The following is a 12,497-nucleotide window of genomic DNA, read 5'->3' on the forward strand; positions in this document are numbered from 1 at the left end:
GCAGGATCACGGAAATCACGAAGGAGCCGGGCTGTGGCCCCCAACAAGAGCGCCTCACCAGCTCTGCCACCCGAAGCCAGCCTCATCCGCCAGCTACGAGAACGACCTGCCGCGCTCAGCCGCAAGATGAGCCTGTCCAACGCGATGAAGCGGCTGGCGGAGATCGCCCCGGACGGGTACGGCTTCAGCGACGGAACGTGGCGCAACATCGAAGCCGGCCGGAAGATCGCGGAGGACTGGGAGCTCGTTCTCATCGGTCTCGTCCTCTACGCCACCCCCGAGCAGGTCGCGGCGACCGGACGCGCCACTGCTGCGGAGCTGCTCCGCAAGGAGATCGACGCGCGCGCCAAGACCGAGCTGGCGGCGTCCAAGGTCAGCTTGGACGACATCCCCGCAGGGACCAAGCAGAAGCTGCTCCGCCAGCTGGCAGAGATCGACAATGTGCCCGGCGCGACGGAAAAGGACCGCCAGGAGCTGCGTGAGGTGCTGTTCGGCCAGATCGATGCCCTCATGGACATGCACGCCGCGACGCTGCGGCTCAGGGCTCGCTAGCGGACCCGCTTGCGGAGTCGGGCTACGACGCCTGGCGCTTCGGCATCCACTCGCTGGTCGCCGCGATGAATCCCAGCTGGAATCGGCTCCTGGCGCCGCAAAACTTCAGGAACTGGCCGATCCGGCGGGTCAGGTTACGCTGAGACACCCCAGTCGCCTTGACGATCATCGAGTCCGTCGCCCCGTCAGCCAGCATGCTGAGGATCTGCAACCCGTCCTCGTCGAACAGGACGGCCTTGGGTCGGCGCACTCGCGTGCCTGGTTCGGCGCCAGTGCGCCGGACGAACGCGCGGGCCGGTACGCCTTGCGCCCACCGGGCGTCGAAGGCCGCCAGGATCAACGACATCATCAGGCCGGGCTGGATCACCAGGACAGCGCCGGTCTCTCGGTCGCGCGGCATGATCGCCAGCTCCCGGTCCTTCACCAGCATCTTCGTGGGGAGATCGTCGTCCGGCGCAACTCGCACCTCGCACCCGCTGTTGTGCGACTTGGTGATGTCCTGGCGGGCGGCGGGGTCAGAGAAGACGCTCGGCTCCACCAGGATCCGGCATGTCGTGGTGTGCTCCACGACGTCGTCAACCAAGGGGGTGACGAACTGATAGGGGTAGGTGTACATGGCCCGCAGCTCCCGGACCGCAGTGTCGCGGATCTCGGCGAACGTCTTCGTGATCGCTGTGGGGTCGCGGATGACCTCGACCGGGTTATCAGCCGCCACCCAGTTGTTCGGGTTCTCGTTGAAGCGGGTGACAAGGTCGTCCAACGCGGATTTCGCGGTGGTGTATTCCGTGTGGATGCGGAGCACACCACCGCTCAAGGCCAGCGCAGGGTTGCACGCGCTGATCAGCTCGTGGCCCGTGGTGAGGTGGCGTTCCGCCAGTTCGCCCAACAGCCTCTCCGTTGAGCCACCGAACCTCTCGATGACCTTGGCGCGGGGCACGGGGCTGTTGGCCAGAACGAACTGGTAGACGTGGCTCTCCTCGTGGTCGAGCCCGAGCGCCTTGTACACCTGTTTCTCCTCGTCGGCTTATGCGTCGTGTCGTATCACCGGAGGGGCATCGCGGGGGCGAGGTCCTGTTCATGGAGAGTGCCCAGCTCGTAGGCGAGTTGCGCCGTGGCTGTTCGGGCTCGTCGGTGGCGCTGTCGTGCAGCGCAGACGGAAGCCAGGATCGGCACGGCGAGCAACCACATCGCGAGCAGACTGAAGGCGTGTGCGCTCGGCCCAGCCGGCCCGAGCGCCACGAGCGCGCCGGCGAGCGCGCTCGTGGCCCACCCTGCGGCTGCGGCGACCATGCAGACGCGCGTGCGCCCGTTCTGTCGTGTCAGCATCCGCTTGACTCGGCTTCTACCAGCCGCTTCCGTGCGCGTTCTGGTAGACCGTGGGGGACGTCGGGCGCAGGGTCGGCTCCGAGGTGGTTGCGCTCGGTGGCGTGTCGAGGTCGCTCTCGGCGGCGCTCGGGAGTGCTCCCGCCAGAATGATCGCGAACGCTGCCGCCCCGGCCGCCAGCATGCCGATCTTGGTCCTGAGGTTGGAGTCCACGTGGACCGTTCCCTTCTCTTCCATGCTCTGCACACCTGCTACTGACATGCAGTAGTGCAAGAGTCAACTTTCGATGTGAGCGTCAAGAAAAACCGCTACCGCCAGTGTGTGTCCATGGATTCATTCGGCCTGTTTTGGCCACGGCCATAACCCGCCACTTCCGAGAGCCTTGCCCCGTAAGCCCAATGCGGATCGTAACCCCTAGATCAACAGGAAAAGATAACAATCAGCTATCTTCGCTAGTGGAGGGCGTGGTGCGGGAATCCCGGCCGGTGTCATAGTGTGATCTTCACCCAAACGGGAAAGGTTCCGGACCATTTCAGGGAGCCCCAAATGAGGCGAACCATCCAAGTCGCGGGCGCTGTAGTCGCGTTATGCGGAGCGGCCACCACCATGCTCATCAGCGTCGCCACGCCTGACACCGCCGAACACCGCGTTCTCACCACCGCGTTCGTAGCGTTGATCCTGGTGGGATCGTTCCTAGGACTCGCTGCCCTGCCGTACGGCCTGCCGGAACCCCAGACGCCCTCAGAGGCGTACCGACAGGGCCGAATCGACGCCCGCGCCAAGGCCCAGGGCTTGCAACGTTCCAGCTAGCGGTCCATCTGTCTGTCCTCCCTTGTCGCCGGGCGCGAACGGCCCGACGTGGGGCCACGGCCGGAGGGCTCTACCGGCCGTGAACCGTGCGCCCCCGACCCCGGACGACGGGGTTGACGGGAAGGAAGCAGCCCACAGCCAAGACACCTTTGGCCGATACGGAGGGCTGCACCCGTGTCCGGGGTCGGGGGCCGTCTAGGAGACCTTCCGCGCAGTATCGGGCGCGAATAGGTGGATGAGAAACCCTTGCAAGATGACCGCCGCCCGGTCTTTGGCCTTCTCCGGGCCGGTGAACTCCTCGCGCGGGAACGGCCTGCCGTCCGGACGGGGAAGGTAGGTGTGCAGGAAGGTGCCCAAGGGGTGGTTCTGGATCGAGAACACCCGTTGCCCGCCCGCGTAGCCGTGCTCGATCCCGTCCACCCGCAGGGTCTTCTGCGCGAACTCCGACGTGATCCAGGTGATGGGCTTCGTCGGCGAACCGCTCACCCGCGCCCCCTTCCCACGACGACATCCGGCACGGCCGCATGCGATGCCTGGATCGCGCACTGCTCGGTGATCTTGTCGGCGAGCGTCTGCGGGGCGCCGCCCATGAATCCGTAGACCAGGCCCTTGCCGTACATGTCCGGCGTGTACGACCTACGTACGACGGCGAGCCCGATCGCACCGATGATGAGCAGCCAGCCACGCTGGACGCAGAACGCGTCCAACTCCTCGACGGTCATAGCGCCCCCACCCCGCACGCGTGGGCGACCAGCCGCACCGCGCGATGCGGCATCGCGGGAGGCACAAGCGTCCTCAGATCCGGCTTCGGCCCGTTGTCGGGACCAACCTGGGCCAGATCCACGATGTACATACCGGAGCGGCGCCCGACCGCGACCGTGGCCACGCGCCAACCGGCATCCCTGTAGATCACCAGCGTCGGGGACTGGTCGGCAGTCTCGGCGAGCGGTTCAGACTCGCCTGTGGTCCGCTGGATCAACTTGGGGCTGATCCCCTCGGCGACCAGGCTCCGGTGAAACCGCTCCAAAGCGGCCTCTGCCTCCGGCGCCTGGTCGAGGGCAGGTGTGGTGTGTGTTCCCGTCATGCCCTGACGGTAGAAGTGGCGTTAGGACGGCCTCAACGAACCTGTACGAACTTGTACGCCAATCTCAGTGCAGGGCCTCGATGGCATTGGTAATGAGGGTCCGAGCTGCCCTTCCGTGCACAGCGGACGCGCGCAGCTCGTTGAACGCCTTCACGTACAGGTCGATCTCGCGTGGCTGGGTGATAGTGACGATAGCGGTGGTCAGCTCGATAGAGACGTTCACGTCGCCGTACATGTGGAAGGTCTCGGAGGCATGCTGTGAGCGGCTGGCCATCCAGGGGATGATTCCGAGCGAAATGTTCGACTGACGCATGACGGTGAGGATGTAGCGGAGTTGCTCACCCATGATGTCGTTGGAGAAGATGCGGTTCCTCAGCACCGACTCTTCCATGACCATGACGCAGGTTCGGCGCCCATCAGCCAGGTACTGGCGGCGGGCTACCCGCATCTTCACACCCTCTTCGATGTCGGTGTTTCCCGCCTCATGGAACTCGTTGAAGTACGTCATGACGGCCCGCATGTAGTTCGGCGTCTGAAGCGGCCACAGCATGAAGTTGGAGCTGTAGAAGCGGTACAGGGTGTTGTTCTCGTACAGCTCCAGCCCTAGCTCCTGGAGCCGCCTCTGGCTGCGCTGGACCCTGCGCCACTCCACGTAGGCGTCGGCTGCGTTGCGGCTGGCGGCGATCAGGTTGGGGATTTCATCGGGGACGCCGCAGATCGTGCACCAGGTACGAATGTCCGCGTCTGAGGGTGGTGTGCGACCGCCTTGGAGTCGAGAACATTTGGTCTCGTCCCAACCGGCCTGCCGCGCCAGCGCCCGAGCGGTCAGGCCGGAGTCACGCAGGATCTCACGCAACCGATGTGCAATTGCCAGGCGAGCTTGCTGGGCGCTGGAGGACGGCGAGGTGGCCACGAGCGATCGAGCGGTCTGCTAGGCGGGCTTGTACTCCGCGTGATCAATACCGCGTTCCCAGACTGCCTCAAAGGCCGCAGCGCACAGCTTGGCCTCGGCCGGGTCGTCGGACAGCTCGAAGCCCGCTGGCTCTCCATCACCAGTCTGGAACACCCAGCAGATCTTTCCGTCGTCGATCTGCCAGAAGTCGCAGCCCGGCAAGGCGAGATCACGCGCCTTCGGCCGGGACAGCCAGCGAACCAGTTCGCCGCCCGCGATGTTGGAGTAGCCGGTGACGGCGTGCTCGAAGGCGATGTAGTCGCTGTGCGGTTCGGAGACGACGCGGGCCCGGCGGAAGACGACGCCCCGGCTGACGTTGGACGAGATGAGCTTGACCCAGCTGTCCATGTTGCCGAGCGCCTCCAACTGCTCCACCGCCGATCCGGCGAGCCATGCCTGGAAGTCGGGTTCGCCGGTGCCGTAGGTGTCGCGCATCTCCAGATGCGTCACCGAGTGCTGGGCCTGGCCGAACAACTCAATCAAAGTCTGGATCATGGCCGCCACACGCCTCCCATAGCGCCTTCTTCACTGTCTTCGGCACTCGGATTGCCCGCTCGTAGTCTTCGATGTGAGCGACTTGCCGAATGGTGTCGAGTACGTCGGGGTCGTCTTCCGAGGTGCCGACGATTACAAGACTGCCGTCGCTGTCGTCCAGGTGCACTGACGCGCAACTGCCACTCTGGCTCTGAGTGTCCTTGCCGTAGAACCGTAGTGCCATGGGAGACTCCCGTGATCGTGGTCTGTACGAACTTGTACGCGCCTCTGCGAGCTTGGACGTGAGTGTCGCAGGAGTCAACCCCACCTGAGAGGCCCGCGCCCGACCTGGGTCAGCACAACGTCGGCACGCGTGCTGACAACAGCCGTGATCAACCCGGACCAACAAGAAGCCCCAGACTCTCGGCATAGACCGTGAGCTGGGGCTTCGTCTGTTGGAAAGTGATCAGCTAGCCATGCTGCCATTCCTCCAGGTCGAACTGGCCGGCCTCGACGCCTTTCCGGAAGCACAGCCACTCGAAGGGCGTGAAGGACAGCAGTCCCAGGCCCTCGGGCTTGGTGTCCCCGACTTCGATGCGGTCGCCGTTGCGTCGCACCACGACGCAGCCATCAGCGGTGTCTGACCATGAACTCTTGCGCCATTCCTGGGACAGCACTACAGCTCCTTGAGGATCTCCGAGACGAGGGCGGCGGACTTCTCAGGAGTCAACGCCAAAGCCGCGAGACACTCGAAGCGGCGCTCAAACTCGCGGACGGTCTCAACCTTATCGGTGACTCGTTCATCGGGCGGCGTCTCGAAGAACACATAGTCAGCGCCTCCAGGCAGGGACAGCAGGACGAACGAGCCGCACAAACCTGGGTGAGCGCCCACGCCTTCCTCTAGCACCTGGACAGTCACGTTGGGCCACCCAGCGAGAACGGCCAACCGGTGGAGCTGCTCCTTCATGGTGTCGCGCGTCCCGATTCTGCGGTGTAGGACCTGCTCGGCGATCACGCCGTGCAATGTGAAGGGCGGGTCGCAGCCAAGTAGTTCACGCTGTCTGGCTAGGCGCGCCCTTAGCTGGAGGTCCACGAGCTGAGGAGAGAATCTATGCTGGCCAGCGGCGAAGATTTCCCGGGCGTAGGCTGCGGTTTGCAGCAGGCCAGGGACCAGGAGGGGCTGCCACGATCGCGCGCTCCTGGCTTCGGTTTCAATCGCGACGTACTCGCCGACCACAGCGTCGTATTCTTCCCACCAGGGCTTTTGGCGAGCCTGGCGAGCAAGTTCTACACATTCTGTCCTGCGCTCAGGGCCCGCCTCGTAGACGTCCAGCAAATCGGCCAGATCGCCCGGCATCGGCAAGGTCTCTCCGGTTTCGATCCGGGAGAGCTTGGTACGGCTCCACGCTCGCCCAAGGGGGCGAAGCCTGGCGACCGCATCGGTAAGCGTCAGGTCTCGATTGGAGCGCAAAGCTCGAAGAAGCTGAGCAAGGTGACGTCGGCGCAGGGGCGGGCTGATGCGCTGCATCCTGGGATTTTCCATGCGGGCGACGAGCCGGTCACGGGGTTCTCACACATCTTCATGTGAACGTGACAAAGAGTAACGCATTGCCTGCACAGGGCACATATAGGACACCCGCTTCGAGCGCAGCGGCCAGACCCACACGCAGGAAACGCAACATTCTCGACTTGTCAGACAAGCAATTCTCAGCTCATTGGGACCGTGCGCGCCACCGCGGGACCCCGTCGAGCCGCCGAGCCCCTACGGCTCACACCGTGGCCTCCTGAAGACGGAGGAGTGACGACTGATGTGGATGAAGCACGCTGAGGCTGGCGAGAACTTAAGGGCCGCATTCATCCATGACGAAGCCCCCGGCAAGGGTTCTGCCGGGGGCGAGTGCGGATGTGATGACATTCAACGCCCGCAAAGGTCGAATCTAGCGGCTGGTACCGCCGTCCACAATCTGCCGGATCTCGTAGATCGTCAGACCTACCCCAACCGGGTCGGCATTCCTCGTCATGTCCACGATGTCCTGCCGGGTCACCAGCGGCCTACTCGTCAACGGCTCCACACGGGGCGGCTGGCAGGCCGCGATGATGGCCTCCTCCATTGCGGCCCGAGCCTGGTAGAAGGCCCCGATCGTCGCCGACAGCTTGTCGGCCGCCGCCTGCTGCTGTTCGGCCAGCGTGGGCAGGTTCTGCTCCCTGGCCCGCCGGTCCTCGGCTTCCCAGCGGTAGGCGGTGGCAACCGGGACGTCCAGCTCAGCCGCAGCCTCCGGCACGCTCTTGCCCTCGCGGAGACGTACGGACAAGGCTTCCCGCGGAGAGACCTCTATCATGATCGTCATGATATCGCCTTTCCCTTGAGAATCTCGCTGACGTGGTCGTTGTAGTACGCCAGGCTCCACAAGCCGCCGCAACCGCCCACCGTGACGTCACACTCGATCCACTCCTCCCCCGCCGTGCGGATCAACGCGCGAAGATCGCACCCCGGGCACGGGCCGACCAACTCCTGCACATGCACAGTCCACGGAGCCAGCCCGTGGGCGGCCCTGCGCAGGGCTCCGATCTCCTCCATGAAGTCGACGATCCACTCTCTGCTCGCGGCCCACTCAACGTGACGGGCGAGGAAAGCCGCCAGCTCGGGAACGCCGGCAGCGGCCGGGTAGACCAGGCCGCGATGCTCGCAGACGAGCCAGACCCAGTTCTTCAGCGTGCTGGGTATCGACGGCGGACCCACCTGATCGTCGTCATCACCGCGATAGGCCACAGCTCCATCGTTGATCATGCACAGCACATCGAGGCGGGCTGGCACGGGCGCTTCCACGCGCCCGCCGGAAACTCTGTCCCCGCCGCTCGTTCCGGGCATCACGTGCTCGCCGAGCCAGCGGTACAGCGCGGGCGCGGCGCCGAGATCACGCCGCAGCCGGTTCGAGCACGGCAAACAGATCAGCAGCCCGTCTGCGGCCTGGCGAGGATCTCCGTCTCCGCCACAGTTGGGCGCTACGCAGAGGGTGATTGGGGTCAAGGGGCTCCCTCCAGTCATGGGCGAGGTCTTCTCGCAAGCGGTTTCGCTTGCGAGAAGACCTCGCCATTGTGGCTGGTCACCCCAGCCGCAGCGCCATGACAAGGTAGCGGTAGACCGGCCGCTCGGAGTCCTCGGTCACCATCACGGGCCTGGCCGATCCGTTCATGCCGAGACGCACCCGTGGCGTGTCCACGCCGGTAAGCCCGTCCAGCAGGAAACTCGGCTGGAACCCCACCGTGACCGGCGGCCCCGACACCTCAGCCTCGACCGTCTCCGCCGCCCGGCCGAGACCACCGCCACCGGCTTCAACGAGCACCTGGCCGTCACGGAACGTCAGGCGCACGGCCGTGCTCTTCTCCGCCACCAGCCCGATGCGCTTGACCGCCGCGATGAGCGAGGCCCCATCGACCTGTGCCCAGCTCTGATAGTCGAGCTTGAGCCGGGCTCGGTAGTCGATGTACTTCTCGCCTATCAACCGGATCGTGGTGAGCCGCGCACCCCCGGCGATCGAGACCAGCTTGTCGTCCCAGCCGATCTCCACCTGGCCTGAGCCGTACCCCTTCACGGTGCTCTCCAGCTCCGCGGCCGGCACCATCATGAACGCAGGTGGAGCCTCCTTCTTGCCCTGTGGGGGGATCGTGGACCATGCGAAAGTACGGCCCGCAATCCGGTACCGGTCAGTGGCGGCGACCCACACGTTCTCGCCTTCAATGTCGAAGCGGACGACGCACAGCATCGGGAGCGTGGTGTCCTTCGACGCCGCTGAGGTGACCTGGCCGGATACCTGCTGGAGCAGCGCGCCGTCGATGGCCGCGCTCGGGTGCGGCGGCGCGGGCAGCTTCGGATAGTCCTCGACGGGCATGGTCAGGAGGCCGAACTCGGCCGTGCCGCAGCGCACGACCATCTCCGTCTGGGACAACGACAGCTCAACCGGCTTGCGCGGCAAGCTTTTGCACACCTCGACGAGCAGCCGCGCGGGCAACAACGCCCGCCCCGGCTCCTCCACCTGCGCGCCGATGTCGCACTGCGCGGACACGTCGTAGTCGTAGGCCGATAGCCGCAGCTTGTCGCCCTCCGCCTCCAGCAGCATGCCCGACAGAACCGGCGAGGCAGGCCGGGATGCGACGGCCCGGCCAGTCCAGGCGACAGCGTCGCGCAGGAGCGCGAGGTCGAGCGTCACCTTCATGATGTCGACGTCTCCTTCTTCCTCTTCCGGAGCTTCTTGGGCTTCGGCTCGTCAGGCTCGCCGAACAGCTCCGCGGCCATGGATGGGTCGTAGCGCCGCACGCACTCCTCACACGAGGTCAAGCTCCCGGGCGAGGAGTCAGCGCGGAGATTCAGCCATCCGGACCCTTTGACCAGCGACAAGCCTTCGGCGATCCAGTGGCAGTCGGCGTAGACGTGGCCGATGGAGCCCTCTGGGTACCACGGCCTGACCCAGTCGTTGAACTGATCCCAGCCTTGGCTGGCCAGCGTTTCGGCTTGCGGTTGTGCCGTCACGCCTGAGGCCCGTCACTCTCGACGGCCAAGGCAACCGGCAGGCCCAGCGCCCACACGTGGACCTGGTGTCCCGGCAGCGGTCGACGGAGGTACTCCATAGCCATGGAAAGGCAGCCGAGCATGATGTATTCGCCGACGCTGTAGTCCGTCCTCACCACGTGGGTGACCGGGACGGCCTCATCACAGTGTTCGCACAGAACCGGCAGGCTCGCCTCGCTCATGATCGGCCCTTCCTCGCGCGGCGCTTGACCAGCCGGAAGTCCGCTCGTGCCACGGTGCGCTGGCGACGAACGACCGCATCTCGTCCCATCACTGCGGCTTGGAGCCGGTGACAGCGTCGAAAATGTCGCGGGCCATCCGCGCGTCGTCGAGCGCCGTGTGGGAGTCGTACCGGTTTAGATCAACGAACGCGCTGTACAGATCCCGTGACCGCCACGGAACGCCCGGCTTGATCATGACCGAGTAGCCGATGTTTCCATACAGGAAACCGAGCGCCAGCGCCTGGACGTCGATGAGATTGTTGGCGGTCCAGCACTGGCCATTACGGGCGAGGAATCTCCGGCAGAACCGCTGGGCGAGGGCCGGGTTGATGCCGACGACGTACGCCCCGTCGAGGAAGGCGGCGAGCTCTGCGGCGACCATCGGAGCGTCGGTCCAGTCGAGGACGTCGCCCTGCTTCCGGCTCAGGCGGTCGTCATCCCCCGACTCATCATCGCGGGTGGCCAGCTCAACCGCGCGCCCCACGGAGCCACGGGTGACCCGGCAGCGCTTGTAGTAGCGGCTGATCGTGAGGGAACCGGGGGCGGCGCCGGTGAGGTCGGGTTTGATCTGCCACCAGTGTTCGCTATCTGGGCTGCCGGGTTCGCGAAAGGCGAGGCCGATCTCCCACAGGTGGCCGATCTGGTCGTCGAGGGACGTGGTTTTTACGTCGAGGAAGACGAGGTTGGTCATGAGGTGCCTTTCGGGTCGGGCGTGGCCGGACGGCCGGTCGGGTGTTCGGTGCAGCAGATGCCTGCCTCGCGCAGTAGCGAATCGCCGGGGTCGTCGGCGAAGCGGGTCTTGCACCGGCAGCAGGTATAGATCCATCCGGCTTGCGGGTGGCCGTCGAGGTCGACGGCGGCGGTGTGGCAGGCAGGGCATCGGTGGCTCTTGTCGTGGTTCCACTCCACGACTGGTTGCGCCGATGCGGGCCACTCGGCTCCGGGGTTGGCCCGGTGCCATTGACGGTGGTGGGCGGCGGCCTCTTTGGCGGCGACCTTCACGACCTGTCGTGGCGACACGAACAGGCACGTGCCGGTCCGGCAGATCGCGATGTGCCAGCGGTCGGAGAACGGTTCTACTTTGACGACGAGATGGGGCATTAGTCCTCCTGCCCGAGCCAGGCTCGGATGTGGGGGTTGAGGTGGCGGGCCAGCGCCTCGTCCACGGCGCGACCGTCGATGACGGACTGGTGGTTGTTGCGGGCGTGCACGACAAGCCGGATCACTTCGGTGAGCGCGTCGGCCATCGATCTGGTTGGGGTGCCTTCGCAGTAGTCGGCGGCGATGGCGTCGATCACCAGTCCCAGGCCGCTGACGGTCCGGCCGGGGCCGCTGACCATGACGTTGAGGCATTGCTCGTGGTAGCCGTACGCGCCGAGCCGGAGTGGGAAGTCCATCCAGCCGCGCGAGGTCATCAGCGTGATCGTGTTGGAGGGCGCGTTGTATGTGGTGGGGCCGACGATGAGGAAGCCGTACCCGAACCGGGCGTCGTAGGGAGTGATGTACTTGCGCGGGATGCGGTTGACCCGGCAGAAGTCCACCATGTCCCGTTTCAATCCGTGGATGAGGTCGGCGTCGCCGAGACCGGATCGGTCCACGTGGTCGAGACGGACGAAGGAGTAGCCTCGTTCGGCGGCTGCGCCTGCCGCCATCATGAGCTGCCTGCCGAGCGTAGGGCGTCCTTGAGTTTGGCCAGGCGGCCCGGCCCGAACCCGGCGTAGCCGAGCATCTCGTCGTTGGTGTGCTGAGCGAGGTGGCCCAGGGTGCGGATGCCGACTGCGGCCAGTGGGTTCGTGAGGTGCCAGGACACGCCGGGCAGTTGCCTGATGGGGTGCGATGCGGGGAGGTCGGTGGCCTCGACCGGTTCGGCGAGGGTGCTCATGACGGTGCTCCGTGGATCGTGATGGGCAGGGTGGTCCCGCAGCAGAGCACCGTGTGGTCGCCGCGGATCTCTGGGGTGTGGTTGTCGTGGCCGCTCTCGGCGGCTAGGTCGCCGAGCAGGTCGGCGTCGGCCTGGAGTTGGGCCCAGTCGACGTGAATCTCGTCAGGGGGCGGCCAGTAGATGCCCGCGCAGGGATCGCACGGGCATCCGGCCGGGTGCGGCGTCACAGCGGTTCCCACGCTCCGGTGTCGGCGTTGAGGTAGCGGATCTCGGCCGATCCGGTGTCCGCGGCGGCCCAGTCCTTCGGCGTGAACCAGAGCGCGCCGCCCTCCGCGCCTGGCGGGACCACGATGGTTCCCTCGTAGTCGAGCCGCCCGTCGCCGTCGTAGATCCGGAACGGTGTGCCCTGGCCTGCGCGGAGCGCGGCATGCACCTGGTCTCGCGCGGCGCGGCTACCGGATCCGCGGAGGAAAGAGCGCCCGGCGTACTGGCCATCGCAGTGGTCGACGGCGATGGCCCAGCCGTACGGCTCACGCATCGGGGCTGCCTTCCTATCTGGAGGGTAGAAGCGGCATGTGATGAGACTCGTCAAAGCGAAGCCATACAGAGTGGCGACGGTTGAGGATGCCGC

The 12,497-nt window shown here is 65.8% G+C and carries 22 protein-coding genes; 1 reads left to right on the forward strand and 21 read right to left on the reverse strand.

The window, feature by feature from the left end; all coding sequences use genetic code 11:
- Window positions 1-33 precede the first annotated feature (33 nt).
- Window positions 34-552, forward strand: coding sequence for a nucleotide exchange factor GrpE (locus tag ABD120_RS07905; protein ID WP_343949064.1), 519 nt, complete (start codon window positions 34-36; stop codon window positions 550-552).
- 22 nt (window positions 553-574) lie between these two features.
- Here the strand turns inward: ABD120_RS07905 and ABD120_RS07910 are convergent, their stop codons facing one another.
- The 21 genes from ABD120_RS07910 to ABD120_RS08015 all read right to left on the reverse strand — a co-directional run bounded on the left by ABD120_RS07910 (window position 575) and on the right by ABD120_RS08015 (window position 12,404).
- Complete coding sequence (locus tag ABD120_RS07910; protein ID WP_343949065.1) at window positions 575-1,558, reverse strand: hypothetical protein; 984 nt, start codon at window positions 1,556-1,558, stop codon at window positions 575-577.
- Window positions 1,559-1,894: 336 nt separating this feature from the next.
- Window positions 1,895-2,113 (reverse strand): hypothetical protein, encoded by a 219-nt coding sequence (locus tag ABD120_RS07915; protein WP_343949066.1) that lies wholly within the window; start codon window positions 2,111-2,113, stop codon window positions 1,895-1,897.
- Window positions 2,114-2,881: 768 nt separating this feature from the next.
- A complete protein-coding gene (locus tag ABD120_RS07920) occupies window positions 2,882-3,172 on the reverse strand; it encodes a hypothetical protein (RefSeq protein ID WP_343949067.1) in 291 nt (96 codons plus the stop codon).
- Window positions 3,169-3,408 carry a hypothetical protein gene (locus ABD120_RS07925; protein WP_343949068.1) on the reverse strand — a complete coding sequence of 80 codons (240 nt, stop codon included), beginning with the start codon at window positions 3,406-3,408 and terminating at the stop codon, window positions 3,169-3,171. The genes ABD120_RS07920 and ABD120_RS07925 overlap by 4 nt, the downstream gene beginning before the upstream one ends.
- The gene (locus ABD120_RS07930) at window positions 3,405-3,770 is read right to left on the reverse strand and encodes a hypothetical protein (RefSeq protein ID WP_343949069.1); all 366 of its coding nucleotides are present in this window, start codon (window positions 3,768-3,770) and stop codon (window positions 3,405-3,407) included. Before ABD120_RS07930 ends, ABD120_RS07925 begins: the two co-directional genes overlap by 4 nt.
- A 64-nt stretch (window positions 3,771-3,834) precedes the next feature.
- Complete coding sequence (locus tag ABD120_RS07935; RefSeq protein WP_343949070.1) at window positions 3,835-4,626, reverse strand: helix-turn-helix domain-containing protein; 792 nt, start codon at window positions 4,624-4,626, stop codon at window positions 3,835-3,837.
- Window positions 4,627-4,701: 75 nt separating this feature from the next.
- Window positions 4,702-5,205 (reverse strand): DUF6879 family protein, encoded by a 504-nt coding sequence (locus ABD120_RS07940; protein ID WP_343949071.1) that lies wholly within the window; start codon window positions 5,203-5,205, stop codon window positions 4,702-4,704.
- Window positions 5,198-5,440, reverse strand: a complete 243-nt coding sequence (locus ABD120_RS07945) for a hypothetical protein (RefSeq protein ID WP_343949072.1) — start codon at window positions 5,438-5,440, stop codon at window positions 5,198-5,200. The genes ABD120_RS07940 and ABD120_RS07945 overlap by 8 nt, the downstream gene beginning before the upstream one ends.
- Window positions 5,441-5,666: 226 nt before the next feature.
- On the reverse strand, window positions 5,667-5,873 hold the full coding sequence (locus ABD120_RS07950; RefSeq protein WP_343949073.1) for a DUF397 domain-containing protein: 207 nt from the start codon (window positions 5,871-5,873) through the stop codon (window positions 5,667-5,669).
- The gene (locus ABD120_RS39740) at window positions 5,873-6,739 is read right to left on the reverse strand and encodes a helix-turn-helix domain-containing protein (protein WP_425563945.1); all 867 of its coding nucleotides are present in this window, start codon (window positions 6,737-6,739) and stop codon (window positions 5,873-5,875) included. Before ABD120_RS39740 ends, ABD120_RS07950 begins: the two co-directional genes overlap by 1 nt.
- 394 nt (window positions 6,740-7,133) lie before the next feature.
- The gene (locus ABD120_RS07965) at window positions 7,134-7,535 is read right to left on the reverse strand and encodes a hypothetical protein (RefSeq protein WP_343949074.1); all 402 of its coding nucleotides are present in this window, start codon (window positions 7,533-7,535) and stop codon (window positions 7,134-7,136) included.
- Between the two features lie 5 nt (window positions 7,536-7,540).
- Complete coding sequence (locus ABD120_RS07970) at window positions 7,541-8,224, reverse strand: hypothetical protein (RefSeq protein WP_343949075.1); 684 nt, start codon at window positions 8,222-8,224, stop codon at window positions 7,541-7,543.
- Between the two features lie 76 nt (window positions 8,225-8,300).
- A complete protein-coding gene (gene dnaN, locus ABD120_RS07975; protein WP_343949076.1) occupies window positions 8,301-9,410 on the reverse strand; it encodes a DNA polymerase III subunit beta in 1,110 nt (369 codons plus the stop codon).
- Complete coding sequence (locus ABD120_RS07980) at window positions 9,407-9,724, reverse strand: hypothetical protein (RefSeq protein WP_343949077.1); 318 nt, start codon at window positions 9,722-9,724, stop codon at window positions 9,407-9,409. The genes dnaN and ABD120_RS07980 overlap by 4 nt, the downstream gene beginning before the upstream one ends.
- Entirely contained in the window at window positions 9,721-9,945 is a 225-nt protein-coding gene (locus tag ABD120_RS07985) for a hypothetical protein (RefSeq protein WP_343949078.1), read from the reverse strand. The genes ABD120_RS07980 and ABD120_RS07985 overlap by 4 nt, the downstream gene beginning before the upstream one ends.
- Window positions 9,946-10,033: 88 nt before the next feature.
- Complete coding sequence (locus tag ABD120_RS07990) at window positions 10,034-10,675, reverse strand: 3'-5' exonuclease family protein (protein ID WP_343949079.1); 642 nt, start codon at window positions 10,673-10,675, stop codon at window positions 10,034-10,036.
- Entirely contained in the window at window positions 10,672-11,085 is a 414-nt protein-coding gene (locus ABD120_RS07995; RefSeq protein WP_343949080.1) for a hypothetical protein, read from the reverse strand. Before ABD120_RS07995 ends, ABD120_RS07990 begins: the two co-directional genes overlap by 4 nt.
- A complete protein-coding gene (locus ABD120_RS08000) occupies window positions 11,085-11,639 on the reverse strand; it encodes a hypothetical protein (protein ID WP_343949081.1) in 555 nt (184 codons plus the stop codon). Before ABD120_RS08000 ends, ABD120_RS07995 begins: the two co-directional genes overlap by 1 nt.
- Window positions 11,636-11,866 carry a helix-hairpin-helix domain-containing protein gene (locus tag ABD120_RS08005; RefSeq protein ID WP_343949082.1) on the reverse strand — a complete coding sequence of 77 codons (231 nt, stop codon included), beginning with the start codon at window positions 11,864-11,866 and terminating at the stop codon, window positions 11,636-11,638. Before ABD120_RS08005 ends, ABD120_RS08000 begins: the two co-directional genes overlap by 4 nt.
- Complete coding sequence (locus ABD120_RS08010; protein WP_343949083.1) at window positions 11,863-12,093, reverse strand: hypothetical protein; 231 nt, start codon at window positions 12,091-12,093, stop codon at window positions 11,863-11,865. Before ABD120_RS08010 ends, ABD120_RS08005 begins: the two co-directional genes overlap by 4 nt.
- Window positions 12,090-12,404 carry a hypothetical protein gene (locus ABD120_RS08015; protein WP_343949084.1) on the reverse strand — a complete coding sequence of 105 codons (315 nt, stop codon included), beginning with the start codon at window positions 12,402-12,404 and terminating at the stop codon, window positions 12,090-12,092. The genes ABD120_RS08010 and ABD120_RS08015 overlap by 4 nt, the downstream gene beginning before the upstream one ends.
- Window positions 12,405-12,497 lie beyond the last annotated feature (93 nt).

It is taken from the genome of Nonomuraea longicatena (genome assembly GCF_039525605.1).
Taxonomy (GTDB): Bacteria; Actinomycetota; Actinomycetes; order Streptosporangiales; family Streptosporangiaceae; genus Nonomuraea; species Nonomuraea longicatena.

Excerpts from the sequence above, each read along its gene's own strand:
- ABD120_RS07915 (WP_343949066.1), bottom strand. The coding sequence starts at position 2,113 with ATGGAAGAGAAGGGAACGGTCCACGTGGACTCCAACCTCAGGACCAAG.
- ABD120_RS07925 (WP_343949068.1), bottom strand. The coding sequence starts at position 3,408 with ATGACCGTCGAGGAGTTGGACGCGTTCTGCGTCCAGCGTGGCTGGCTG.
- ABD120_RS07930 (WP_343949069.1), bottom strand. The coding sequence starts at position 3,770 with ATGACGGGAACACACACCACACCTGCCCTCGACCAGGCGCCGGAGGCA.
- ABD120_RS07945 (WP_343949072.1), bottom strand. The coding sequence starts at position 5,440 with ATGGCACTACGGTTCTACGGCAAGGACACTCAGAGCCAGAGTGGCAGT.
- ABD120_RS39740 (WP_425563945.1), bottom strand. The coding sequence starts at position 6,739 with ATGGAAAATCCCAGGATGCAGCGCATCAGCCCGCCCCTGCGCCGACGT.
- ABD120_RS07965 (WP_343949074.1), bottom strand. The coding sequence starts at position 7,535 with ATGATAGAGGTCTCTCCGCGGGAAGCCTTGTCCGTACGTCTCCGCGAG.
- dnaN (WP_343949076.1), bottom strand. The coding sequence starts at position 9,410 with ATGAAGGTGACGCTCGACCTCGCGCTCCTGCGCGACGCTGTCGCCTGG.
- ABD120_RS07985 (WP_343949078.1), bottom strand. The coding sequence starts at position 9,945 with ATGAGCGAGGCGAGCCTGCCGGTTCTGTGCGAACACTGTGATGAGGCC.
- ABD120_RS07990 (WP_343949079.1), bottom strand. The coding sequence starts at position 10,675 with ATGACCAACCTCGTCTTCCTCGACGTAAAAACCACGTCCCTCGACGAC.
- ABD120_RS07995 (WP_343949080.1), bottom strand. The coding sequence starts at position 11,085 with ATGCCCCATCTCGTCGTCAAAGTAGAACCGTTCTCCGACCGCTGGCAC.
- ABD120_RS08000 (WP_343949081.1), bottom strand. The coding sequence starts at position 11,639 with ATGATGGCGGCAGGCGCAGCCGCCGAACGAGGCTACTCCTTCGTCCGT.
- ABD120_RS08005 (WP_343949082.1), bottom strand. The coding sequence starts at position 11,866 with ATGAGCACCCTCGCCGAACCGGTCGAGGCCACCGACCTCCCCGCATCG.
- ABD120_RS08015 (WP_343949084.1), bottom strand. The coding sequence starts at position 12,404 with ATGCGTGAGCCGTACGGCTGGGCCATCGCCGTCGACCACTGCGATGGC.